Origin of the sequence: Larkinella rosea (assembly GCF_003858635.1) — a bacterium.
Taxonomy (GTDB): domain Bacteria; phylum Bacteroidota; class Bacteroidia; order Cytophagales; family Spirosomataceae; genus Larkinella; species Larkinella rosea.
Window position 1 is genome coordinate 511,556 of sequence record NZ_RQJO01000011.1, and the last position, 25,393, is coordinate 536,948.

A 25,393-nucleotide genomic window follows, 5' to 3' on the forward strand; every position below is an offset into this window, starting at 1 on the left:
ACAATTGTTGTATTTTGCGCCTATGCTGAATGTAGGAGAAGTCGTGCGACTCATTTTCGAGCGCCTGGAAGGGTGGGTGAAAACCGCCGTCGTTTCACTGCCGAATCTGGCGGTGGCGCTGCTGGTCATCTTGTTGTTCAATGTAGTTTCCCGGTATTTTCGGCGGTTGGTGGTGCGGGGTTTCCACCGGTTTAGTGATAATGTATCGCTCATCAACCTGACCGGAACGGTGGCGCAATTGGCCATCATGACGCTTGGCGTGTTCATTGCGCTGGACGTTTTGGGGTTGGAAAAAACCGTAGCGTCGTTGCTGGCCGGTGCCGGAGTGCTGGCGCTGGCGATCGGTTTTGCGTTTCAGGATCTGACGGCCAACTTCATTTCGGGGACGATCATTGCCCTCCAGCGGCCCATCGAAGTTGGCGATGTGGTGAACACGAACGGTTTTCAGGGGAAAGTGGTCAGTATCAAACTCCGTTCGATTGTGCTCGATAATTCGGCAGGGCAAACCATTGAGATTCCCAGTAAGGACGTTTTTCAGAAACCCATCATTAACTTTTCACGGTCGGGTCAACGGCGGATCGAGCTTACGGCAGGCGTTTCGCACCTTGATGATTTAAGCAAGGCGCAGCAGGTCGCGATCAGTGCCGTGAAAGCGCTGCCGTTTATTCGAAAAGACAAACCGGTTGAAATGCACTACAAAGGCGTTTCGCTCGAAATGATCCAGTTTCTGGTCTGGTTCTGGATTGAGCCCTCCAAAGTCGACGCCACCAAAGCACTCAGCGAAGCCATCAAAGCCGTGAAAAAAGCGTTCGACGAGAACGATGTGCTGATGGTGTTTCCTGCCCACACCTACGATCTGAAAAAAAGAGCCGGAGAGTCAACCGACTAATAATCAGTATTTTTCGTATTCGTATTGCTCCAGAACCGTCGAGTTGCTGGCCTGCACCCGACGGACGGGCAGGTTATTATCGTAGACGTAACGGAATTCGCTAACGTCCGGTTTGGCCTGAACACCGGAGCCGGTCAGGTAAGTAGACGCCCGGATGCAATTGTTTTTCGACCAGCTCATCTGATCAAAAATCGGGCAATCGGCCAGACGGTAGGGGTTGGGTTTGTTGTCATATTCGTACACAATCCGGCGGGTCTGCGATGAGGCAGCTGCACTCCGTTGCAAGGGAACGGTCGTCACGGTTTCTTCGATCAGATTTCCACCCGTATCGTACCGGTATTGATTGGTCGTCAGTGTAATCGGTGAATTACTTCCCATGTCGGCCCGGGGAGAATACGTGTAGCGCTGACGACCCACAATCTGGCCGGTGGCATTGTACATCAGGGAATCCGAGAAAAAAAGTGATTTTTCGGGCTGGTCTACCGAGAGCCCTTTGCGAAGCACATAGCGCTCTTTTGAATTCAACTGACCCGTCGGACCGTAATTGTAGTATTCCGCATACCCGTAATTCCAGGGCGCATCGGGCGACTGATACCGCATCGAATAGGAAGTCAGTTTCCCGGCGGGGCTGTAGCCGTGCTGAATCTGGCTGATAGCGGTTTTTTCGCGGGTGAGTTCTTCTTTGGTTAATTTTCCGGCGGCATCGTAAAAAAACTGGCGGGTTGTTCCGTCGGTATAAGTGATTTTCTTGAGTCGATTTTGGGCAAGTGCCGGCTGCGCAAGCACCAATCCGGCTAAAAAGCTGAGGAATAAGACAAAATGGGACTTTTTCTGCATAACGCTGGGGTATTGATTGGGTTTACAAGTCGATTGCAAAAACTATGCCCGTAAAAAAAGCCACTCTGAACAGGGCGGCTTTTTTCGGCGACGGGCGCCAGTTAGTTTTTACGGTATTGCTCGATAATCTTATAAAGTGCTTTCTGCTTTTCCAGTTCCGGGAAAAACTCGAACAACTGAATGTGTAGGTCGTAATTGAGTGTTAAGGCTGCTTCCAGACTGACGAGGGCTTCGCGGTACATACCGGCGTGGATGAGGTAAATCACGGCCCGGTAATACAGATCGGCTTCCTGCGGCAGTTCTCCAATCCCCATCTCGATGATTTCGTAGGCTCGGGTAAAATCGCCCTGATCGAACAGCACCAGCGACCACTGCAAATAGACATCTACATTGGTTGGATCGGCTTCAACAGCTTTCTCGAAAGCTTCAAGACTTGAAACGCCATTCCCTAATTTGTATTCGGTTTCGGCCAGCGCAAGCCAGTATTCGGCATTTTTTTCATTCAGTTTCAGTGCCTTCCGCAAAAAAGGGATGGATTCGTGCCATTTGCCCAACTCGCTCAGACAGATGCCGATGCCGTAATAGCCTTCGTCCCACAACTTGTCCAGATGAACGGCGTCGCGGTACCGGGTGATGGCTTCGCCGAAGCGGTTTTGTTTCTCCAGACTGGCACCCAGGTAACAATAGGTTTCGGGCGTTGCTTCTTCGTATTTCAGCGTATTCCGGTACGCTTCCTCGGCTTTCACAAATTCGCCCAGGTTCATGTAGGTATTGCCCAGATTAAAGTAGGCCGACGCAAAATCTTCTTTGATGATGGTCGCGTAATCGTAGGCTTCGGCCGCGTCTTTATACCGACTGAGTTTACTGTAGGCAATCCCGATATTATACCAGGCATTGTGCGAATACGGGTCGCGGTCGATCAACTGCTGGTAATAATCCAGGCTGTTTTCCAACTCACCCATCAGATCGAGGCAAAACGCCAGCTCGTACAGGGAATTTTCGTTGTTGATATTATAATTGATCGACGTCTTGTAATTCTCGATGGCCTGCTCGTATTTCCCCCAGTTTTGGTAAGTCTGCCCGATCTGGAAATAGATGTCATCCTTCTCATCGGCGTTTTCCAGCAAATCCGTCAGAATCTCGATGGATTGTTCGTAATTACCGGCCAGGTTACTGATGGTTCCCTGCATGTACTGGATATCCGGGTCGCTGGGATTATACAGGGCGGCACTATCGAGCAGGTTCAGGGCGGTTTCGTACTTACCGTTAGTCGCCAATAACTGGGCTTTGTCCAGCATCAATTCCAGCGAGTAGGGGAAATTGCCGAGTCCGGCTTCGCAAGCTTTCATGGCCTTTTCGAGGTCGCCCTCTTCCATGTAATGTTCGACCATCTGCTCGTAAACGTCCAGATCGAAGAACTGGTTTTCGGAGCCATTCAGCATACTCTCAAATCGCTGTAACGAGGCCTTTATTTCGCTTTCTCTTTCCTCAAACTCTTGCTCCATATTCACTTCGTACAGGGGTTACGTATATACTATACACCACTATTCAGCGTGGAAATGTAGTAGAAATATACAACTAATAATCTATTCTGCAAGTATTCCGGCAAAAAAAGGAGGCAGTGGTTTCCAGCGGTTTTTCGCATGAATTGGCGCTCAGGAATTTAGATCGGATTCACGCGCCGGGATCACTGCTTCTGTTTAAAAAACACAGAAATCCGCTGAATCGTTTCGTCGATTTTGCGGTAGCGGAAGGGGAGCTGTTTTTCGATCTTCTGCCCGTTATACTGGTAGGAGCCCGAAGCTGAGCGGGCGGTTTCGCGCGTAATCAGCGGAGCCTTGCCCGTAAACCAGGAACGGACGGCTTCCAGCGGCCACAGCAATTGCGTGAGCTTGGGGGAGACGCGAAAGCCTGGTCTTTTTTTACCCAGCGCGTCCGCCAGTTTATCCAGGAATTCCTTGTACGACAAACTTTGGGCGCTCAGAATAAACCGTTCGGCGGAAATGTCGCTCTGCATCAACTGAAAAACCGCTTCGGCCACATCCCGGACATCGACCAGATTCACGATTCCGGCGGGATAGAATGGTTTTTCATCGAAGGCATATTTAAAGAGTTGCGTGCTGCTCCGGGTCCAGTCGCCTTCGCCCAGCACCAGCGCCGGGTTGACCATCACCACATCCAGCCCTTCGGCGCTTCCCCGCCAGACTTCCAGTTCCGCCCGGTATTTGGTTTGGCCATAAAACGAATTCTGGGGGGATTCCTCCCAGCGCTGCTCTTCATCGATCACCAGCGTTGCGGTTGCCGCATCTCCCTTGATGGCCGGGCGACCCACCGCGGCTATGGAACTGACGTAGCCAAGCTTCCGGATGCCCAGGGCCAGACAGGTGTTGACCACGTTGGCGGTTCCTTCCACGTTGACTTTCTCCATCCGGTCGCGATCTTTCGGCGAATACGAAATCATGGCCGCTACGTGCACGACATCCACTGTTCCGGTAGCCTGGGCCGTCAGAAGGGCCTCTTCCAGTGCCGGAATGTCCAGAATATCGCCTTCGAGCCAGGTAACGCGGTTTTTAATATCGTTCACCAGGCTCAGATCGCTGTCGGCCCGACGAAGAGCCGCAACGTTCCGGCCCGCGTCGAGATACCGCCGGATGATGTGACTGCCGATGAGGCCATTGGCGCCGGTGACGAGGGTGATATCAGGTGGTGAGGAAGTCATTCAGAATGTTTTCGAGGGTGATGAAACCGGGGGCGTTGCGGTTTTTGAGTTCGGTGAGGAGTTGGAGGTAGTTGGGGTCGGTTTCAATTTCTATCCGTTTTAACATGTCTCCTAATGGCTTCACTTCGGTTGGAAAACCGTAATTGGTAACGGCAAGGTTTACTTCAGAAGCATTCCACAATAAGAATGACTCGATTGCCTTATCGATAAAAATTAGGTATTCATTTGACTCTGGTTTGTGGAGATAGCATATCCTATTTTTCTCGTCGGTTTTATAAAATGATCTGAAGTAACGTGGCTTGTGTTTATCATTGTCGACAATACCAACCACCTTCTTAAATTCTTGAATGGATCGCTGCATATTCTTGGCGACTTCATTAATTCCTGCCGAGTGTCTCAGTAAGTCTTCATCTTTAACTAAGAATCGAATTAAAGCGGTATCGGCATGACATTCTGGAAATAACCGTATCGATTCACCCATCGTGCTCAAACCTACTCATGTTAAAAAATACGTTTGTGCTGTAATCCAGAATATCAATAAATTCCTCCTCGGTTAATGCCCGCACATGAGTCTGATAATCTTTGTAATAGGTAACGAAAACGTTTAAATCTTTGCGATCCATCTTTTCAATGAATGGATGAAGCATATAAGGACTGTGCGTGGAGATGAAGTATTGATTATTTTCATCGTAAATCATTCGGTAAGCCAATTCATGCGTGTAAGGGGGGAAAGAATGAACTTCTGGCTCCTCAAAAACAATGACAGAATCTGTATTTGACTCGATTGCAGTTACATAAAATATGTACCGCCGAAAAGTATCGGCAATGCTAAAATAAGGATACCGTTTTAGCCGGGGGCCTTCCTTCTTTTGGAGCGCAAGACTCTGTTCGCGATCTAAAAGCACAAATTCTAAATTTTGATCTTGGAAAACATTATTAAATCCTTGCCACAAGGCAGGGTAGCGATTGATAACAGCATACAAATTGTCACCGTGTGGAGGAAGGAGATATTGGCTAAATGTATACTTAAATGAATCTAGGGATATAAAATCATATTTTTTGACGGGACTTGTACGGTATATTTCAAAATCATCTTTTTCCTTGCGATCATCAAATAGTCCCGCTCCTTGTGCTTCTACTTGGCCTTTATTACCCAGTGAAAAACTTCTGTAATTAAAAGAGCCACTTTCTCTTGTTAAGCTGAAAGAATCTTCGATCGTGCTTTCTATGGGCTTGCCCTGTTCTATTCTCTCTAATCTGGCAGTAAGTTGGTTTGTTTTGATTATGATTGAATTATCAAAATTGTAATCAGTAAATAAGTCTCTTACATCCTCATATCGAATCGATCCGTTTAAATATTTTTCATCACTATAATTCGCCCCCAACAACCCCAGCGCTTCCAGAATATTCGACTTCCCCACGTTCGGCTTGCCGATGAAGACGTTCACCCGTTTGCAGTCCAGGTGCAAATCCTTGATCGACTTGAAGTTTTTGATGTCAACCCAGTTCAGGAAATTCGTCGTGCTTTCCGTATTGTTATCCATAATTCGTCCGTCGACCGGTTTTTGATCGGCCATCCGATTTGTAAACATAACAACCTTTGCCGCCGATTTGCTAATTTCGCGCCAAAATTAGGTTTGACGTACTCGATTTGTCTCCCGGTGGAACCCACTTTTGTTTGACCGATGAACCGAATACCGAAAACCGTAAACCGACCAACATGTCACTCGAAAATCCGCAACGATACACCGTCACGGCGGCCCTGATTTACGCCAACGGACCGATTCACATCGGACACCTCGCCGGTTGTTACCTGCCCGCCGATATTTATGTGCGGTATCTGCGGGCGACCGGCAAAGACGTGGCCTTCATCAGCGGCACCGACGAACACGGCGTTCCCATCACCATTCGCGCTCAGAAAGAGGGCATTACGCCCCAGGAAGTGGTGGATAAATATTACGTGCAGATCAAACGGTCGTTTGAGGATTTCGGCATTTCGTTCGACCTGTATTCGCGGACGTCGAAACCGATTCACCACGAAACCTCGCGGGAGTTTTTCCTGAATCTGTACAACTCCGGCAATTTCACGGAAGAAATCACGGAACAGTATTACGACGAATCGGCGAAGCAATTTCTGGCCGACCGCTACATCGTGGGCGTTTGCCCGGTTTGTGGAAACCCCAATGCCTACGGTGACCAGTGCGAAAACTGCGGTTCCACGCTGAGTCCCACGGAGTTGAAAGAACCGCTGCGCTCGATGTTATCCGGTTCTAAACCGGTTTTGAAAGCAACCAAAAACTGGTATTTGCCGCTGGATCGGATGCAGCCGCGCATCGAAGAATACGTCAATGGCCATCCGGAGTGGAAAACCAACGTGATGGGCCAGTGCCAGTCGTGGCTGAAAGAAGGTTTGCGCCCCCGCGCCATGACCCGCGACCTCGACTGGGGCATCAAGGTGCCGCTGCCCGATACCGACGGCAAGGTCCTGTACGTCTGGTTCGATGCGCCGATCGGTTATATTTCGATGACGAAGGAATGGGCCGAGCAACAGGGCCGGGACTGGGAGTTGTACTGGCGCAACAAGGATACGAAACTGGTCCATTTCATCGGCAAGGACAACATCGTGTTTCACTGCATCATTTTTCCGGCGATGTTGATGCACGAAGGAAGTTATATTCTGGCGGATAATGTGCCCGCCAACGAGTTCATGAACCTGGAGGGCGACAAGATTTCGACCTCGCGGAACTGGGCGGTCTGGCTGCACGAATACCTCGACGAATTGCCGGGCAAGCAGGACGTGTTGCGCTACGTTCTGGCGGCCAATGGACCGGAAACGAAAGACAGCGAGTTTACCTGGAAGGATTTTCAGACCCGCAACAACAGCGAACTGGTCGGCATTTTTGGCAATTTCGTCAACCGGGCGGTAGTGCTCACGCAGAAATTCTGCGAAGGGAAAGTGCCGACAAGGGGCGAACTGACCGAAACCGATCAGGCGGTTTTGGACGAACTGGCGCAGTTTCCGGACCGCATCGGTCAGGCAATTGAACAGTACCGGTTTCGTGAAGCCTTGTCGTATCTGATGGATCTGGCGCGGCTGGGCAACAAGTACCTGGCGGAAACCGAACCGTGGAAAGTGGCAAAAACCGACTTGACGCGCGTCCATACCATTCTGAACATTGCCCTGCAAATTTCGGCCAGTCTCAGCATCGTTTGCGAACCGTTTCTGCCATTTACCGCCGAAAGATTACGGAAATTGCTGAATACCGATCAGGTTTCGGCTAAAGATGCCACGGGCTCGGCGTTTCACTGGATCAACGCCGGAAAACCGGATTTGCTGCCCCACGGCCATGCCCTGGGCGAAGCGGTTTTGCTGTTCGAGAAGCTGGAAGACGACGTGATCAATCAACAAATCAATAAACTGCACGAATCCAAACGCATGAACGAACTGGCTGTTAAAACCGTACCGGAGGCCAAACCGGCGATTCAGTACGACGATTTTGCCAAAATGGACATTCGGATCGGCACCATTCTGGAAGCCGAACGCGTCCCGAAAAGTGATAAACTCCTGAAGCTGAAAGTGGATGATGGAACCGGCACGCGCCAGATTCTGAGCGGTATTGCCAAACATTTCGAACCGGAAAAACTCATTGGCGTTCAGGTGACGTTCCTGGCCAATCTGGCTCCGCGCAAAATGATGGGACTCGAATCGCAGGGAATGATTCTGATGGCCGAAGACCGTGACGGCAGCCTGTCACTGATCGGACCGGACAAGGCGGTTTGGAACGGGGGAACGGTGTCATAAGTCCTGAACTGGGATTACGCGGATTAAAGGATTAAGAGGATTAGCTGCGCAATCTTTTATATTCCTCTTAATCCTTTAATCCGCGTAATCCCAGTTCAGACAGCTACAAAAAGATAAAGCCTCCCGATCATTGCGAGAGGCTTTATACTGACTATTCCTAAACCCTTAACCTTTTCTTCTTGAATTACTTACCTTCTTTTCGTTATACCGTCAGTTCGTTTTCTGAAAGAACTATACTTAAGACGTAACAACTTTTCAGAAGTAACAAATCAAAATCAGAATATTCTAAAGTAACGACTAATTTCCTGATTTTGTTCAATTGTTCCTCTGTTGAAGAACGATACAAATATCGCAATAAATTTTAAGAGTACAAATTTTATTTTATGCCAGATCACCTGTAGGTGTTTGGTATGGTATTGATTTGTAGTTGATTACAACGCCATTTCTACGCATTTTATGCGGTATTTTAAAACAAAATACTACAAATCGCACAATTTAGCCAAAGGAAATTTTTATTTAAAAAAATGAAAAAATCTTTAAATAGTTCTATTATTGGTTGAAAAAATTCATCGTGTGCTGCAGGCCGGAAGTACAGAAACTAATGACGGCATCACCGGCCCGGTCCAGATGTTGCGGTAATACCTCCATTTCGTCCGGCGGAAATTTGCCTAAAACAAAATCGACCTGCCTTCCTTTCGAAAAATCATTGCCGATCCCGAACCGCAGCCGGGCGTATTCCTGGGTGCCCAGCACCTCGTCGATGCTTCGCAGTCCATTATGACCACCCGCTGACCCTTTGGGTTTTAGCCGCAGTTTTCCGAACGGCAAATCCTTGTCATCCGTAATCACCAGCAAATTTTCGACCGGAATAGCAAACTGCTTTAAATAGGAGCTAACGGCCCGCCCGCTCAAATTCATGTAGGTCGTCGGTTTGATCAGGTGGATAATTTTACCCTTGTGTCGCCATTCGGCTGTGTAGGCCAGTCGATTCATCGAAAATGTAAAACCGTATTGAGCCGCCAGCCGATCCACGACCATAAAACCGGCGTTGTGGCGAGTCAGCATATATTCCGGGCCAATGTTACCAAGCCCGGTGATGAGAAATTTCATAGAAAACCTTTTTTTACGTTGTCCATCAATGGCTACCGGGTGCAAAGTTCGCAGAAACCTTTCAACAAAAAACACCCGCCGGAAACCGAAAACTCAAAACCGACTACTATCTTTCGTTCATGAATCAAAAACGCCTTATCCTGGCCAGCCCATTGCTGGAGATTGTTATCAGCCGGTTGTGTCAGGAACTGATTGAAAACCACCAGGGTTTCGCCGAAACGGTGGTGCTGGGCATGCAGCCGCGCGGCATTTATTTTGCCGAACGGATCGTGCGGGAACTGAGTCGGACGTTGCAGAAAGAAATACCGCTGGGGTATCTGGATGCCACTTTTTACCGCGACGACTTCCGGCGTCGGGAGTCGCCCCTGCGCCCCAACACGACGAATGTGCCGTTTCTAATTGAGAATAAGAAGGTGATTCTGGTCGATGATGTCATATCGACGGGGCGAATGGTGCGGGCCGCACTGGATGCGATGACGGCTTTCGGCCGGCCGCGCTCGATCGAACTTCTGGTGTTGGTCGACCGCCGGTATAACCGCGATTTGCCGATCAAACCCGATTACATTGGCAAACGCGTCAACACGCTCGAATCACAGCGCGTGCTGGTCGAATGGACGGAGCAGGGGGCCGAAACCGACCGGATTTGGTTGATGGAGTAACTTAAAAGTAAAAACCGTACGCCGATGCTTGCTAAAATTCTGATTGGGCTGGTGGCCGCGATCCACGTCTACATTCTCTGGCTCGAAATGTTCGCGTGGACAACCCGCGGGCCGAAAGTTTTCAAGAATTTTCCGGCCCACTTGTTTCCGGCCACCAGGTCGCTGGCAGCTAATCAGGGGTTGTACAACGGTTTTCTGGCGGCAGGTCTGGTGTGGTCATTCTTCATTGGTGATCCGCAGTGGCAACACAACGTCGCCTTATTTTTTCTGTCCTGTGTGGCGGTTGCCGGTATTTACGGAACGGTTACTGCTGATAAAAAGATCTTCTTTACCCAGGCACTTCCCGCGCTGGTCGCCATTGGGTTTCTGCTGATCCAAAAATACGTTTAACGGTTCCGGAACCGGCTTTTTCTCCTTTTGTTTCAGCGGTTCGGCATAGGCCGATAACAAGACCGGGCGGTTTTTGGCGTTTGAATAATGAACGCCCAGGCGGTAACTATAACGATACTGCGGGTTGGACAGAATCAACTGAAACTCACCGTACCCCAAATTTCCCAAATCGAGGTAGCGTTTGTACTTCGGCTGGCTACTAATTTCCTGATAAACGGCATTTCCGGTTGGATCGAATAGTGCAATGGAGACCGGTTTTTCATTGGGCTGCGTATAATACAACGCAATTTTGTCGTCAGGTGTTGGAACGACGGTGGCTCGAAAACCGGCGAATACGGAATCAGGCACCGAACTCCCCAGCAGTGAAAACCGTTCCGCAGTCGGTTGCATCTGAGTGGAAGAAGCGTTGGACGTTAGCTGGTCAGGTAAAACCGTTGATGCGACCAACTGATTGGTTGCCAGTAGGCTACAGGTTTGGTCGAGTCGCCGGATGTTTTTACGGGTTAGCCGGATGTGTCTGCCCGGCAAGGTTTCCTGATAAATAATCCGGTTATGATTGTCGTAAAAAGCCACCACGGTCGTCTGCGAAACGGCGTCGGTGTGGAGTTGCCAGTGATACGATCGATAATACGCATCGGTTTGCGCGAAGGCGGAACAGACAGGGAACAACATGTATACACACATTGCCAATTTTCGGAAGTTCATAAGTTGTTGCATCTGATTCGGAACTGGGAGGTGAAATTGATTTTTTCTGCTAAAAAAACGCCGGTTTTGTTACAAAACCGGATTTTTAGGCCAACACGGAAGCAAACCGGACAGATGCTGGTCAAGCCGTATGAATTGCGTTTGCGGGACAAATCCGGCGTTTGTCGGACGTTGATGTTGTTCGTCTAAAAAAAGCGGTTTTCGACGGGCAGGATCAGGCAAATCGGTACCTTTAACTGGTTTTACGGAAGAGAAGTCCAAACGTCGACCCCAATGGAATCACTTTTCAAGCTCTTATTTCGCCACCGAATTGCCTGGCACGGCCTGTTCTGGCTGCTGCTGCTGGTGTATGAAGGAGTGATTCTGGGTAGTGTTGACGACTCCTATCAGCAGCGGTTTACCATTTCGCTCATCGAATTGCCGGTCAAACTGCTGGCAACGTACGTTACGCTTTATCTGCTGATTGACAAGCTGTTGCTCCGCAAACGATACGGTTATTTTCTGGCGTGGTTGCTGCTGGCGATGGCCGTAACCGGCATGGTTCAGCGGGTGATGGCCTACTATTTCATCTACCCGTTGTATTACCCGACGGCTTTAGCAGCACCGGTTTTTTTCTGGCCTAAAGTGCTGATTTACACCTTTGCTACCTACGCGATGGTGTCGATCCCGACCACGATTCACCTGATGAAAAAAGGGTATATCGACCAGCAATCCAACCAGCAACTGCGGGAAATAAGTCAGCAACTGGCCAAAGAAAAACTGGAAGCCGAACTGAAACTACTGAAGTCGCAGATTCATCCGCATTTTTTATTCAACACGCTCAACAACCTGTATGCACTGACCGTCAATCAATCGCCCAAAGCGCCCGAAATCGTTTTTAAACTGTCGGAACTGATGAGCTATATGCTGTATGACAGTAACTTAGCTCAGGTGCCGCTTCGGAAGGAAATTCAGTATATCGAGAATTACATCACGCTGGAAAAGATCCGGTATGGCGACCGGCTGGATGTTTCGCTCAATATTTACGCCCCACTCGATGGCATTTTGATTGCACCCCTGATCATCCTTCCTTTTGTCGAAAACAGTTTTAAACACGGCGTGAGTCGCCAGCTCGATTGTGTTTGGGTGCGGGTCGATGTCTTGACGAACGATAATGCACTGATTTTCAAGATCGAAAATAGCAAGGCCAACGACCCGGCGGCATCGGTTCCGAGAGCCCATTCCGGTATTGGCCTGCAGAATGTTCGCAAACGACTCGACATTATTTACGGGGCACGTTATTCCCTGCAACTGTTCAATGAAGAAGATACGTATCTCGTGGTTTTGAAGATTGAACTGGAGCCAACCGGTTTGGGATCAACCGATTCGGGCGTGCAACTAGGCGAAAAAGTGTTATCGAATTAGCTCATGAACTGTGTCATTATTGAAGATGAACCACTGGCGTTGAACCTGCTGGAATCGTATGTCCGGCAGGTGGAAGGGCTGACACTGATCCGAAGTTACACCAACGCGGTGGATGCGTTTACCTTTCTGCAATCCAAAACCGTTGATTTGCTGTTTCTGGACATCGAATTGCCGCAGATTTCGGGACTGGAATTGCTGAAATCGCTCAAAAACCGCCCGCCGGTCATCATGACCACCGCTTACCGTGATTATGCCGTCGATGCCTACGACCTCGATGTGGTGGATTACCTGCTAAAACCGGTGACATTCGAGCGGTTTTTGCGGTCCATCAGTAAAGTATACCAGGGTAGTCAGTCGACCAGTGTCGAAGCGGCTGCGAATCCATTGACCAACGATTTCGACCGGGCGTATATTTTTCTGCGGGAAGACCGTGAAATGGTGAAGGTGTACCTGAAAGATATTCTTTATATTGAAAGTCTGCGCGATTATGTTCGGGTAAAAACGCACGACCGGCAGATTATTACGTACCAGAAAATCAGTTATTTAGAGCAGAAATTACCCGAGAACAAATTCATCCGGATTCATCGCTCTTTTCTGGTCGCGATTGAAAAAGTGACGGGTTTTACACCACTTACGGTGTTGATCGGCGAAAAAACGCTTCCGCTGGGTCGCAATTATAAATATCAGGCACTCAAGGCGTTCCACAGCGATAATGTGATATTTTAAGAATAATTACAATATTTCTTCCGCTGATTCGACTCCGGTACTATGAATGAAAAGGCAATTCCGACATTAAACGACTGGCTCGGCGGAACCGATCGGCTGGAGCAACTGACCACCCTTTTTTACCAGAAAGTATTGAAAGACGACTTGCTTGAACCCGTGTTCCGGCACATGTCGCCCGAACACGCGAGCCACGTTGCGCACTTCATTGGTGAAGTTTTTGGCGGACCAAAGCACTATACGGAAACCGACGGTGGGAGCCATGCCAGCATGGTGGCGCATCACCTCGGCAAGCACCTCGACGAAGCCAAACGTCGTCGCTGGATGAGCCTGTTGCTCGAAACGGCGGATGAAATCGGTCTGCCCGACGATCCGGAGTTTCGGTCGGCTTTTTTAGGATATCTGGAATGGGGCAGCCGGATTGCCGTGCTGAACTCAACGGCCGTCAACAACCCGATTCAGACCGACGCAGCGATGCCGGTTTGGGGGTGGGGCGAAACCGGTGGCCCCTATATTCCCGACTGATCATTCAATCTTTTTTGACCAAATCACCAGACTACGACTGAGCCCAGCTACCGGCAAAGGTCGTAGTCTTTTTTATGCGAATGCAGCGGTTCCGGTTCCGACTTGCCCACTGGTTTCACTTCATTAAGCTGCTCTCCTCCTGAAAACCGCTGACCGGTTTTACGGCATTCCTGCGCCCGAACCTATTCCTGAATAAAAACCGGGTGATGCAACAATGGCATGGTTTTTATATAGATGGGCGAGCCGGTTTCTGCTATACTGACGACGACTTATTATAACGTGTATGGCAAAAACTTTCCAGCCACTTTTACGCGGGCCTATTGATTGGAAAAATGGACCGGTTTTCAGCCATTTGGTACAAACGCGATAGTAATTGGTACAAACACGACAAGCTTTTAACAAAAGGCCTGATACGTTTGCCCCGGTAAAAATGGCCGTTTCAAGCTTACCGATCCGAACAATTCCTGAACGCTAATCCTGGCTTTAATTAGGCCGGGCCGGCCTTATAATATTGAAGTAAAAATCAGATTTACTTCGATATTATGATGAATTAAGGCGTTTTTGAAATAGGATTTCGAACCTTTCTAACTTTCAGGTTAGAAATTAACGTAAAAATTTTCAAGATTTTCACTATTGATATTTAAGTAGTTGAATTTCAATACACTATACCAAAAAATAACAAAAATATTCCATTGGCATTGCTTTTGCATAATTCATTTTGCAAACAATCATTTGTATAATTATCAGACATCTTTTAAAGTATGGATACGAAAAGCTACAAGTCTGATTTTGCGAGAATGATTGCTTGTGTGAAGTGAAAGAGAATGAATAAAGGGTAAGCTTGTACTGCCCAATTGTTGGATCACATTAAAAATTTCTCAACGTTATTATGGTTTCAAATCTACCTGTCCGCATTTCGTGGCCTTCCTTTTCAGCTCATTTTACGGAGTATGTATTTAAGCTTGTATTCCTTCTCATTTCGGGAATTCAGCTGGCCCATGCGGGGCCCGCTGACGGCCTTGGCCGACCCTCACCTTCGCCCCGTAACCTGCGTCAGGCGCCCCCCGTTATTGATGGACAGCGCTACATTGGTCTGACCATTTTTAACTTCGAAACCGATCCGCGCATCGACGACGAGCGCATTGAGTTTTCGGCTTCGACCGGTTGTAACGCCGTTGAGATCACCATCAACTGGGATCAGGTCTACACGTCCATCGACAGCGCACCTAACTGGGGAGTCATCGATTCGCACGTCCAGACCGCCCAGCGACTCGGGCTCAAGGTTGCCCTGCGCGTCTTTGTCGGACGCGAAGCTTCCCGGCTGGGTGGCTTCTGGAATCTGCACGAAACCATGCAGGCTGCCGACAGTTCCCGCCGGATCACCAACCTGGGGAATATCCAGTTTACTTTTTCCAGCAAACCGGTCATCGAACGCGTCAATTCGTTCGTGCTCGAAACCGTAAATCGTTACCGTTATCTTCAGGATCAGGGACAACTGCTGTTTTTTTCCGTGGTTTCTTCCCCCGCGCTGGAGTCGGAATATTCACCCGTCTACGATCCTTATAATGGCAGTAAATACGTAGTACCTTTCGACTACAGCCGGTACGAACTCGATGCGTTCCGCCAGTATCTGCAGGCCCGCTTCAGCCTTCCCCAACTTAACCAGCGCTGGGGAACGGACTTCAGTCAGTGGAGCCGCGTGATACCTCCAGCCAACGATCCGGCCAATCCTTATGCTTCGACCGCCGGAACCCGGGGGGAAGACTGGTACGTGTTTCGCCATCGCCAGCTCAAGAGCTTTATCGACAAAATCAACAGTACCGTCAAAGGGGTTGACCCTTCCATCGTGGTGGTTAACCAGCACGGTTGCGTTTGGGACCGTATTTCGGGGTTACGGGCAACGTTTGCCTTCAAAAATCTGGGTCAGTCGGCCGACGGCCTTAAATTTAACGACGGACCCGACTACAACCACCGGTTTTCGATGGACATTGTTCGGAGCAACATGAAACCGGGGGCCTTCCTCATCAACGCTATCGATGGCATGTTCCACATGTCGGTATCGCTCGATAAGTACTATCAGCAAGTGGCCCAGTGTTACGAACATGGTGCCAAAATGATTACCCTGGCTAATTTCGGAGGGAAAGACGCCCGGCCCAAACTCACCGATCTGATTGCGATGGTGGTGAATAACGGCCTGTTGAACCAGCCGGTACCGACGGTGCAAACCGCTATGGTCAATGGTAAGAATGTGGGCTATAAGCTGTCAGAAATCCTTCGTAACTATACGATTGCCCAGGATCGCTGGAGTTCTTTTTATAACCAGAATGGCAACAAACCGGTACGCATTGAACTGGATGAAGATTTGCTGCGGAATGAACCCCCGATCATCAATGCCCTGCCCGTGTTGAGTCAGACTTTGGTTGATCAGTCGGGGACCGTGGGCCAACCCTTCAATTATTCGATCGGGTCTGCCTTTACCGATCCCGATGGATCGATCGTGAGTGTCGACGTAAGTGGTTTGCCGCTGGGCCTGCAATGGGTCAGCGCTACGGGGGAAGTGACCGGTACCCCCACCCGGCAGGAGTCTTCGCTGGTGACGTTATTAGCTAAGGACAATCTGGGAGCAACCGTGAGCGGTAGTTTTCGCATTACCGTTACCGACCCCACTACGGCTAACCGCTCGCCAGTGGCCCCTATTCTGGCGGCCCAGATCGGGCAGGTTGGCGTGGGGATGTCGTATACATTACCACTGTTTACCGATCCTGAAGATCAGCCTTTGGTGCATCAATTGAGAGGAGAGGTGCCGGGCCTGACATTTGCTTCGGAGACCAATGTAATGAGTGGCACACCAACGACGGCAGGGGTGTATTCGCTGACCTACACGGCGACTGATCCGGCTCAGGCGATTTCTTCGACGCTTTTTCAGGTAACAATTCGGGAAGCAACACAACCAACGAAACGGACGGGTAATTTTGAAGGCTATCTGGATAAATTCAACTGTGAAGGCGACATCTTTGGGTGGGTTTGGGACCGCAATTTACCGAACACACCGATGCCGATCGAAGTGCTCGACGGGCCGAGACTGATTGGGACGTTTATGGCTGACGTTAGCCGGCCGGATCTGGTGGCGGCCAAAAAGGGCAACGGTGCCCACGGCTATCAGTTTATCATCCCGGCCAGCATTAAAGATGACAAACCGCACGTGATTTCGATGCGGATCGAGAATTCGGATTATTCGTTGAAGGGTTCCCCGACAACGATTACGTGTCCGTCGAGTACGGCCCAGGTGACCGATCCGGCGAATCAGCCTCCCGTGGCCGTTCCGATTCCGATTCAGTATGCGTACGTAAATATCCCTTACACCTACACCATTCCGGATTTTCCGCACGAAGAAGGTCAAACGCTGGTGTATGCGCTGACGGGGGGCGTGCTGGGGTTGAGTTACAATCAGGCGACGCGGACGTTTAGCGGGACGCCGAGTACGATCGGGACCTACACGGCGAGCCTGATTGTGTCGGATGGGATTGGCGGTTATACGCCAACACTGGTGACGATAGTCGTGACGCCAGCTCCGGCAAACCGTCCTCCGGTGGTGAGTCAGTCGATTGCCGACCAATCAGGTCGGGAAGGGCAGCCTTTTTCGTTTACGATTGGGGCGGGAACCTTCACGGATCCGGATAATAACCTGGCCAGTATTCAGGTGACCGGTTTGCCCGACGGTTTGTCGTATGCATCGGCTAATAAAGTGATCAGCGGAACGCCCACCAGTGCGGGCGTGTATACGGTGGTGGTGAAAGCGACGGATGCGCTGAGCGCGACGGCGGTAACTAGTTTTCGGATCACGGTGGAAGCCCAACCCCGCCCAGCGCCGAATATGCCGCCGGTAGTGGTTCAGGTACCATCGAATCAGACGGCGACGGTGGGCCAAACGTTCAGTTATCAGCTTCCAGCTAACGGTTTTACGGACCCGGATGGCAGTATTGTGAGTGTTGCCGTGTCCGGATTGCCCGCAGGTTTGAACTATACCCCGAATAACCGCATCATTTCCGGAATACCAACTACTCCGCAAACCGCTACGGTGACAGTAACCGCAACGGATAACGAGGGTGAACCGATCTCGACGACGTTTCGAGTCGTTGTGAATGCCGCCCCATCTGTCAATCAGGCTCCTGCAGTTGCCCAGCTCATTCCGAACCAAACGGCTACTACCGGGCAGCTTTTTACCTACACCATCGGCTCGAATGTGTTTACGGATACGGACGGTACCGTTGCGAAAGTAGAAGTCCTGAGCGGTTTGCCGGCCGGATTAGCCTACACGCAAAGCAGCCAGTTGATCAGCGGAACACCCACGGCACCTTCGACGACGACGGTTACGGTGAAAGCGACCGACAACGACGGCGGCTGGGTGACGACAACCTTTAAGCTGACCGTAAATCCGGCCCCGGACGTACCGAATGTGGATCCATTTGTAGCGGTGAGCATTCCGAGTCAAACCGCTACTGCCGGTCAACTGTTCACCTACACCATTGGCGGGAATGTATTTGGCGACACGGATGGCTCCATTGCGAAAGTGGAAATAACCGGCGGTTTGCCAGCCGGGTTGAACTATACGCAAGCCACGCGCGTGATCAGTGGAACACCCACGGCACCTTCGACGACGACGGTTACGGTGAAAGCGACCGACAACGACGGCGGCTGGGTAACGACTACCTTTAAGCTGACCGTAAATCCGGCCCCGGATGTACCGAATGTGGATCCATTTGTAGCGGTGAGCATTCCGAGTCAAACCGCTACTGCCGGTCAACTGTTCACCTACACCATTGGCGGGAATGTATTTGGTGATACAGATGGCACCATTGCGAAAGTGGAGGTAGTGAGCGGTTTGCCAGCCGGATTGAACTATACGCAAGTGAGCCGGGTGATCAGTGGAACGCCTACTGCACCTTCGACGACGACGGTTACGGTGAAGGCAACCGACAACGCTGGCGGTTGGGTAACCACTACCTTTAAGCTGACCGTAAATCCGGCCCCGGTGGTAGAAAATGTTGCCCCAACTGTTGCCCAGACAATTCCGGAACAGACGGCAACGGTGGGTCAACTGTTCACCTATACCATTGGCGGAAATGTATTTGGCGACACGGATGGCACCATTGTGAAAGTGGAAATAACCGGCGGTTTGCCAAACGGATTGACCTATACGCAAGCCACGCGCGTGATCAGCGGAACACCCACGGCACCTTCAACGACGACGGTTACGGTGAAGGCAACCGACAACGATGGCGGTTGGGTAACCACTACCTTTAAGTTGACGGTGAATCCGGCGCCGAATGTCACGCCCGTTGTGGCAGTGACGATTCCGAACCAGACGGCAACGGCGGGCCAATTGTTTACCTACACCATTGGCGGGAATGTATTTAGTGACACGGATGGTACGATTGCGAAAGTGGAAATAACCGGCGGTTTGCCCAACGGATTGACCTATACGCAAAGCAGTCGGGTGATCAGCGGAACACCCACCGCGCCTTCGACAACGACGGTTACGATAAAAGCAACCGACAATGATGGCGCCTGGGTGACGACCACCTTCCGGTTGACGGTCAATCCGGCACCGGTGGAAAATAAGGCACCAACAGTGGCCGTGACAATTCCAGATCAGGTCGCTACCGTGGGTGTGGCCTTTACGTATACAATTGGCGCAAATGTGTTTGCCGATGCCGATGGCACGATTGCGAAAGTGGAAGTGGTGAGCGGTTTACCAACCGGTTTAACCTATACGCAAAGCAGCCGGGTGATCAGTGGAACGCCCACAACAGCTGCGGTGTCGACGGTTACGGTAAAAGCAACCGACAACCAGGGTGCGACGGCAACGACTACCTTTAAAATAACGGTGAATGCACCACCTGCGGGGGCGAATCAGCCGCCCATATTGGTAAAAGAAATTCCGACTCAAACGCCAACGATCAGCCTTCCGTACTCCTACACCATTGGGAAGCAGAACTTCTCAGATCCGGATGGCAGCGTTTCGTCGGTGGAAGTAACCAATTTACCCACCGGGCTCGTCTATAACAAAACAACGGGGGTCATCAGCGGTACTCCGCTATTGATCCAGAACCTGATGGTCGTGGTGAAAGCCGTCGATAATAAATCGGCGTCGGTGACCACCACCTTTAACATGGCGATCAAGGAAAACATCATTATGAAACTGTATAAAGCAGGGAAGGGGCCGGAGCCACAGAACTATATGCAGGATCTGAATACCGGAACCGTACTAATGTCGAATACATTGCCGGATATGGTCAACATCTTCTTCGAAGTTGAATCGAAAGCTGGAAGTGTCAAGTTTGAATTAACGGGTACTAAAAACCTGACCTTCTCGGAAAATTTTGCGCCCTGGGCGTTGGCAGGTGACAATGGTGGAATTCTGTTGTTACCAGGCGACTATGCGCTGCGTGTAAACGCTTATAAAGATCCGAATCTGAAAGGGAACTTGCTCGTTTCGCGACTCATCACATTTAGTGTCAAGAAAGCCTCAAGTAAGCGGGACAATGCGGAGTTCTCTGTGTCTGATAATGAGCCTGCGGTCTGGGGTGTATATCCGAACCCATTCAGGGATGAAATCACGGTGAATCTGCCCCATGAACCCAATACCCAGCTTACGCCCCTGGCCCCGTATCGTTTTGCCATCGTGTCGCCGTCGGGACGGCAGGTGCCGGTTTCGGAACAGAACACACGGTTTGAGCCCGGAAAAGCCATCCTGAATGTTCAGCCACTTGGTTTACCAGCGGGCATTTATTTCCTGCAGATTCAACGGGGTGAGGGCCGACTACGTACCCTGAAAGTAATCAAAGAGTAATCGTATTACTGATCAATTCAATAACCTGGACTAACTGAATAGCCTGTTCCCTTTGGGGGCAGGCTATTTTAATTTAAACGCATTGGAAGGGGCCGGAGCAGCGGCTGAATTACCCAATAAAGAATAACTAATTTTAGTAACAAACGTGTCTGATAAAAATGAGAAAATTTATTTGAGAATTTTTATCAATAGGCTTTTTTAGCCAAATGAGCGCCTTTTTTTGAGATTAAGTTTGCTACCGAATAATAACATTGATAAGTATTATTACTTAATTCATTTGTTGTCCTCTATATTTGAACTGTCTTACCAATAACAGTAACATAATGTATACTAACAGGAATAAATCGAACGGAATGGTATCCAGTCAGGCACATACTCATTTGCCATCCAGTTGGTTTACAAACCTACCGCAGGCGATTGGTTGCGCCAACCGGTTTTTTATGGAAGGGCATAATGTCCAGATTATTGCCAGAGACAAAAATTCATATTTAGTCGTTTCTCCCGAAACGGCCCGCCAGATGTTTACCAAAGGATTTAAGCTGATCTACGGCAACTGAGTCATAAATAGGTACCTTAAATAGTGAGAATATCAGGTTATAAAAGAAAAAACCAGTCAATTGACTGGTTTTTTTCTAAATACTCTATCCATGTTACTATCTTCAATTTCTGCCCGATAGGAGTACGGTTTTTAACCTGAACAGCTCAGGATTGTACCACAATCTGATGCTGCAATTCGACCCGCCTTTCGCTCCCGAGTGTCAGATACGCCCTGAAAACGCAGGTGGCCTGTTTCTGATATAGTTCCGGCGAATACCAGCCCAGCAGATTGGGCTGCATCTGCCCATTTACAACTTCTACCTGGAGGGCCGGATCAATGTGCAGCGTCACCAGCCGCTTGGTGTGCGGGTGTGACAGCACAAAATGATTTTTGCCCTTTGCCCGAAACCGCACGGTCGGGTGAACGTGAAAAAGAACTTCAACAACGTGACTGCCCGCTCGTCGGTTCTCAATCTGGTCCTCGATGAGCAGCCGTTTTTTTAACTTGTCGAACTCAATCCGGCGCTGATGCAAACAGCCGAACCAGTCATACCCGTTGTGAGTGGCAATGATTTCGTCGCAATTATCGCTGGTTTCGGCTTTCAGCACACTAACCGCATACGGGTGTAACCACCGTAACTGATCGTCCTGAAACGCCTGATTCTGGTAATCGATACAAACCGTATTGTGGGCTCGGGTGCTGACAAAATACCGGCGCCAGTCCGAATTGCCCCGCTGGACATACGTCCCCGAATCCACAAAAAAAGGCTGGCCATCGACCTGCATCGTAAACGACAGTGCATCGGCGTGACCGTGGGCCGCTGCCACCGGGAAACCCAGCGGAGCCGCATTGAAGTGAATGTAAATTTCGCTCCGGTCGGCTTCCTGTTTCCGCAGAATATAATGACCTTCTGAGCGGTAAAACTGGCTGTTTAAGGCCGTTTCCTGCCCCGAAATGGCATTGAACTTGCGCAACCCTTCATCGCCGAAGAGCAGGCGGTTTTTGAGGTCAAATCCGTTGGACCGCTGCTTGGAAGCCGGATCACTGAACAGGACGGCCGCCGAGGTAAGCAGCGACCGAAAGTTACTGAACGACGTTGGGTCGTCAACACCCCATAAGCGCCCGCCCCCTTCGTCGCCGTAATTGGGAACATTCCCGTGTTCGTCCAGCAAATGAAAGATATACGAGAAGATATTTTCCAACTGATTGGCGTACAGCGCCGAAAACGGATTGTTCGTTCGTAAACCGGTAATGTACGTCAACAGAAACAGATCGGCCGTGAACTGAATGTAGTCGGCGGCTTCTTCGCGGTTGACCCCGTTGGGGCTGTGCTGGCGCTGCATTTCCTGCTCAAGACCGGTTTTGGCAAAGGCATTCCAGGTAGCCGATTCCGGAAAATTCCAGAACGCACTGGCCAGAAACAGCCCGGCATAGCTGGCAATGAGCTGGTGGTTGGCTGCCGACGGATAAGGCAAATTCGTTCGACTATAAACGCAATGCTGGTAAATAATCGGGAGCCAGGTCGATTCGGCAAAACGTTGAAAAACCGGATCGGTCTTCGCCAGCGCGGTCGCATCCAGAATATTCCAGCAGACAAACCAGTTAATCAGTCGAACGTTCACTTCCAGGTTGTTATACCAGTTGATACCGAGCAAATACGGATTTGCTTTTCCCCAGGACGAAATAATGGCGACCAGCCGACTCAGTTCGCGCGGATCGGGCGTGAGTCGGTAACGCAGCGCCAGGGCCGGTAGAAAAGGAAACCGGTTGACTTCCCAGACATATTTTTCGTTGCCATACGCCGGATTCCGGAGGTTGATATCCCTGGCGTAAGTCAGCGGAAAACGTTTATTGGTACCGATGTCGAGATGCCAGTCAATCGGATAATTGTAATCGAGTGAGTGTTCAAAAATTTTGTGTTCGTGGAAAAACGTTACCGCCGGAAAACGCTCCGGTTGAATGAATAGAATGCTGTCCGGCCACGTTGGAAGCTGAACGGAGGCTTTCCAGCCAACCTGTTGTTTGTCCGCCTGTTTCTGGAAATACTGCCGTAGCCGGAAGATAACTTCCGCCGTCGATAAGGATCGTAGCCGGTAGTAAAACCAGTGGTACTGATTCAGCATATTTGCATTGCACGTTGAATAATAAACAGACAATTAGAAGGAATTTGTCAACCTGTTTTCGCATGCTTCCATTCGTTGGATACCCCCGAAATCCCACGGAAAATGACATCAGGCAACCGGATAGTGGGACAAGTACGGATGGGCAAAAACCGGGTCAGTCAAGCGAACATTCGTTCTGCGGCAGCGTTCGACAGGCACAGCGGTTTTGAAAGGCAATCTGCAACGGGCCTGGTGATCGTTTCTGGAAGAACGGGTTCGCCAGCGAAACGACGAGTCACCAGGCCGTGCATGTTTTTCATTGTTAACGTTGAGTAAATTAAATAGGGATACTTTGACTGTTAATTAAAAGGGCTTGCTATAACATTCAAAAAGAATCAACATCGATATTTACGAGAACACCAAACTGAAATATTTGGCCAGGGTAACGATTGATTTTACCCTCCGGCGGCTGACCGGTAATCTAGTTTCGTCTGATAATTCGATCCAGCTATTGTGCATATCATGCAAATCCATTTGAATGATATGTTCCGGATTTACCAGGTGTGAGCGCGAAATTCGCCAGAAAGAAGGGTGGTATTCCTGCTGCTCCTTCAAGGTATAACTGGACACGAAACCGTTCTGTTTGTTAAGAAAAATACGACTATAATTGCTCCAGCCTTCAAAAAAGAGGATTTGCTTCGAAGGGATGGTGATCGCTCTTCCTCTGCGGTCTCTGACTTTAATGCTGGTACGGGCTGTATTCATAAACAAGTAACGATGAGTGCTTAGCTTTCATAAACGCGAGCAAACTCTATGCCATTGTGTTACTAATTTAATTTTAATAGTTACATTATTGTCTGTTAATTGATAATGTAACCGCTCATGTATTAGCCTGCGGCTTTGAAACGGCCTGAAATTGCCCACCAGCATATTTTAAAATCAAGGAGTAAAGAGCACCGGCGGACGTACCACCTGTCGTAGCGAAACGAATGTGGCATTTGAATCAATCCCGAAATTTCTTTCTGATAAATGCGGGTTTGAACGAGTCCGGTAATTCCCGGTCGTACGGTATGCCGGTCCCGGTAACCGGGCAATGTCCAGTGTTGCGCATCATACTGAAGCGTATGCGGACGTGGGCCGACAATGCTCATATCCCCGGCCAGCACATTGAAAAAATTGGGTATCTCATCCAGGTGGGTTGAGCGCAAAAACCGGCCGATAGCCGTTACTTCGGGTTCGTGTTTGGCGAAGCCGTTCTGAAAAAGGGGGGCTGTGGTGCGAAATTTGAGATGCCGGAACGGACGACCGTTTCGACCCGTTCGGAGCTGCACCACAAATACCGGCCCCTGCGAGGTCAGGACAATGGCCAAAGCAATCAGTGGGGCTAACCAAACCAAAACCAACGTGGTGACCAGTGAGGTTACGAGCAGGTCAAAAAAGCGTTTTCCTGCCAGTGTATAAACCGTCTGAGCTTCCTTTCGGGAGGGCCGGGCATGGGAGGGTAAGGGATAGACCCTCGATTCAAGACTTATCATAAACGTTGAGTTGTAAAAATGTCAATTCATACTGGGACCTGATTTTAGCGATTGTACTAAAATCAGAATCCATTATTTTAAAACTAGATCCTTACAGGCTATTTAACCAACAGTACAATAAAGCCTTTTGAGAGATTTTATTGTAAAAGGTATACTATGTCGATTGAGTTTAGGACTATAAATTGCCATTATTGATTAAAAAATGGCTCTTTTTTGAGGAAACAGAGTAAAATGGAAGGGTCAAGAGCAAAAAATATCTTCTATTTATCAGACAATAATAATTCTTATTTACTCCCTGGGCAATTTGTCGGACTGAAAGTGATTTAGTGGTTTTTCAGGATTTCCCAATAAGACAACCTCCTGTGCGGAACCTCAGACACCTGTCGGAAGGTGCTAAAAACGCAACACATAAAGAGCATGCATAAATTACTTATTGTCAGACATCAAGTGTATCTACTTATGCTGGGTTCAGAATTTGAGTAGGTATAAAAGAGAAGTTTAGATTTTACAACCGGGCTCAATCTTTACCTGATTTCTATCATTTTCAGGGCGGTTTTACCCCATAATTCGCAAAAATGATGGCTTTTGTAATGTGTCGGGAT

General features: G+C 49.5%; 18 protein-coding genes. 9 read left to right on the top strand and 9 right to left on the bottom strand.

What is annotated here, in order from left to right; translation table 11 throughout:
- Positions 1–22 precede the first annotated feature (22 nt).
- Positions 23–889 carry a mechanosensitive ion channel family protein gene (locus tag EHT25_RS25985; RefSeq protein WP_124878104.1) on the top strand — a complete coding sequence of 289 codons (867 nt, stop codon included), beginning with the start codon at positions 23–25 and terminating at the stop codon, positions 887–889.
- Positions 890–892: 3 nt separating this feature from the next.
- On the opposite strand, the gene EHT25_RS25990 is transcribed toward EHT25_RS25985, so the two are convergent.
- The 5 genes from EHT25_RS25990 to EHT25_RS26010 all read right to left on the bottom strand — a co-directional run bounded on the left by EHT25_RS25990 (position 893) and on the right by EHT25_RS26010 (position 6,022).
- Positions 893–1,726, bottom strand: a complete 834-nt coding sequence (locus EHT25_RS25990) for an RHS repeat protein (RefSeq protein WP_124878105.1) — start codon at positions 1,724–1,726, stop codon at positions 893–895.
- A 101-nt stretch (positions 1,727–1,827) separates the two neighbouring features.
- Positions 1,828–3,231 (bottom strand): tetratricopeptide repeat protein, encoded by a 1,404-nt coding sequence (locus EHT25_RS25995; protein WP_124878257.1) that lies wholly within the window; start codon positions 3,229–3,231, stop codon positions 1,828–1,830.
- A gap of 182 nt (positions 3,232–3,413) precedes the next feature.
- Complete coding sequence (locus EHT25_RS26000; RefSeq protein WP_124878106.1) at positions 3,414–4,445, bottom strand: SDR family NAD(P)-dependent oxidoreductase; 1,032 nt, start codon at positions 4,443–4,445, stop codon at positions 3,414–3,416.
- Complete coding sequence (locus tag EHT25_RS26005) at positions 4,426–4,926, bottom strand: hypothetical protein (protein ID WP_124878259.1); 501 nt, start codon at positions 4,924–4,926, stop codon at positions 4,426–4,428. The genes EHT25_RS26000 and EHT25_RS26005 overlap by 20 nt, the downstream gene beginning before the upstream one ends.
- A complete protein-coding gene (locus EHT25_RS26010; RefSeq protein ID WP_229311794.1) occupies positions 4,919–6,022 on the bottom strand; it encodes an AAA family ATPase in 1,104 nt (367 codons plus the stop codon). Before EHT25_RS26010 ends, EHT25_RS26005 begins: the two co-directional genes overlap by 8 nt.
- Before the next feature lie 143 nt (positions 6,023–6,165).
- Between EHT25_RS26010 and metG the strand changes: the two genes are divergently transcribed.
- The gene (metG, locus tag EHT25_RS26015) at positions 6,166–8,247 is read left to right on the top strand and encodes a methionine--tRNA ligase (RefSeq protein WP_124878263.1); all 2,082 of its coding nucleotides are present in this window, start codon (positions 6,166–6,168) and stop codon (positions 8,245–8,247) included.
- Positions 8,248–8,796: 549 nt separating this feature from the next.
- Here metG and pth read toward each other — a convergent pair.
- The gene (gene pth / locus EHT25_RS26020) at positions 8,797–9,357 is read right to left on the bottom strand and encodes an aminoacyl-tRNA hydrolase (protein WP_124878107.1); all 561 of its coding nucleotides are present in this window, start codon (positions 9,355–9,357) and stop codon (positions 8,797–8,799) included.
- Between the two features lie 119 nt (positions 9,358–9,476).
- Between pth and pyrR the strand changes: the two genes are divergently transcribed.
- The 6 genes from pyrR (at position 9,477) to EHT25_RS26050 (ending at position 20,616) form a co-directional block, all read left to right on the top strand.
- On the top strand, positions 9,477–10,016 hold the full coding sequence (gene pyrR, locus EHT25_RS26025; protein WP_124878108.1) for a bifunctional pyr operon transcriptional regulator/uracil phosphoribosyltransferase PyrR: 540 nt from the start codon (positions 9,477–9,479) through the stop codon (positions 10,014–10,016).
- Between the two features lie 24 nt (positions 10,017–10,040).
- Positions 10,041–10,406: a DUF1304 domain-containing protein gene (locus tag EHT25_RS26030; RefSeq protein WP_124878109.1), complete on the top strand. Its 366-nt coding sequence runs from the start codon at positions 10,041–10,043 to the stop codon at positions 10,404–10,406.
- 978 nt (positions 10,407–11,384) lie between these two features.
- A complete protein-coding gene (locus EHT25_RS26035) occupies positions 11,385–12,515 on the top strand; it encodes a sensor histidine kinase (protein ID WP_124878110.1) in 1,131 nt (376 codons plus the stop codon).
- A gap of 3 nt (positions 12,516–12,518) precedes the next feature.
- Entirely contained in the window at positions 12,519–13,241 is a 723-nt protein-coding gene (locus EHT25_RS26040; protein ID WP_124878112.1) for a LytR/AlgR family response regulator transcription factor, read from the top strand.
- A 42-nt stretch (positions 13,242–13,283) separates the two neighbouring features.
- Positions 13,284–13,763, top strand: a complete 480-nt coding sequence (locus tag EHT25_RS26045) for a group II truncated hemoglobin (protein ID WP_124878114.1) — start codon at positions 13,284–13,286, stop codon at positions 13,761–13,763.
- Positions 13,764–14,652: 889 nt separating this feature from the next.
- Positions 14,653–20,616: a putative Ig domain-containing protein gene (locus EHT25_RS26050; protein WP_124878116.1), complete on the top strand. Its 5,964-nt coding sequence runs from the start codon at positions 14,653–14,655 to the stop codon at positions 20,614–20,616.
- 702 nt (positions 20,617–21,318) lie between these two features.
- Here EHT25_RS26050 and EHT25_RS26055 read toward each other — a convergent pair.
- Positions 21,319–23,277 carry a heparinase II/III family protein gene (locus EHT25_RS26055; RefSeq protein ID WP_124878118.1) on the bottom strand — a complete coding sequence of 653 codons (1,959 nt, stop codon included), beginning with the start codon at positions 23,275–23,277 and terminating at the stop codon, positions 21,319–21,321.
- Between the two features lie 62 nt (positions 23,278–23,339).
- Here EHT25_RS26055 and EHT25_RS32805 point away from each other — a divergent pair, with 62 nt between their 5' ends.
- The gene (locus tag EHT25_RS32805) at positions 23,340–23,486 is read left to right on the top strand and encodes a hypothetical protein (RefSeq protein ID WP_185731493.1); all 147 of its coding nucleotides are present in this window, start codon (positions 23,340–23,342) and stop codon (positions 23,484–23,486) included.
- 178 nt (positions 23,487–23,664) lie between these two features.
- Here the strand turns inward: EHT25_RS32805 and EHT25_RS26060 are convergent, their stop codons facing one another.
- A complete protein-coding gene (locus EHT25_RS26060) occupies positions 23,665–24,021 on the bottom strand; it encodes a LytR/AlgR family response regulator transcription factor (protein ID WP_124878120.1) in 357 nt (118 codons plus the stop codon).
- Between the two features lie 122 nt (positions 24,022–24,143).
- The gene (locus tag EHT25_RS26065) at positions 24,144–24,791 is read right to left on the bottom strand and encodes a sugar transferase (RefSeq protein ID WP_124878122.1); all 648 of its coding nucleotides are present in this window, start codon (positions 24,789–24,791) and stop codon (positions 24,144–24,146) included.
- Positions 24,792–25,393: the final 602 nt, after the last annotated feature.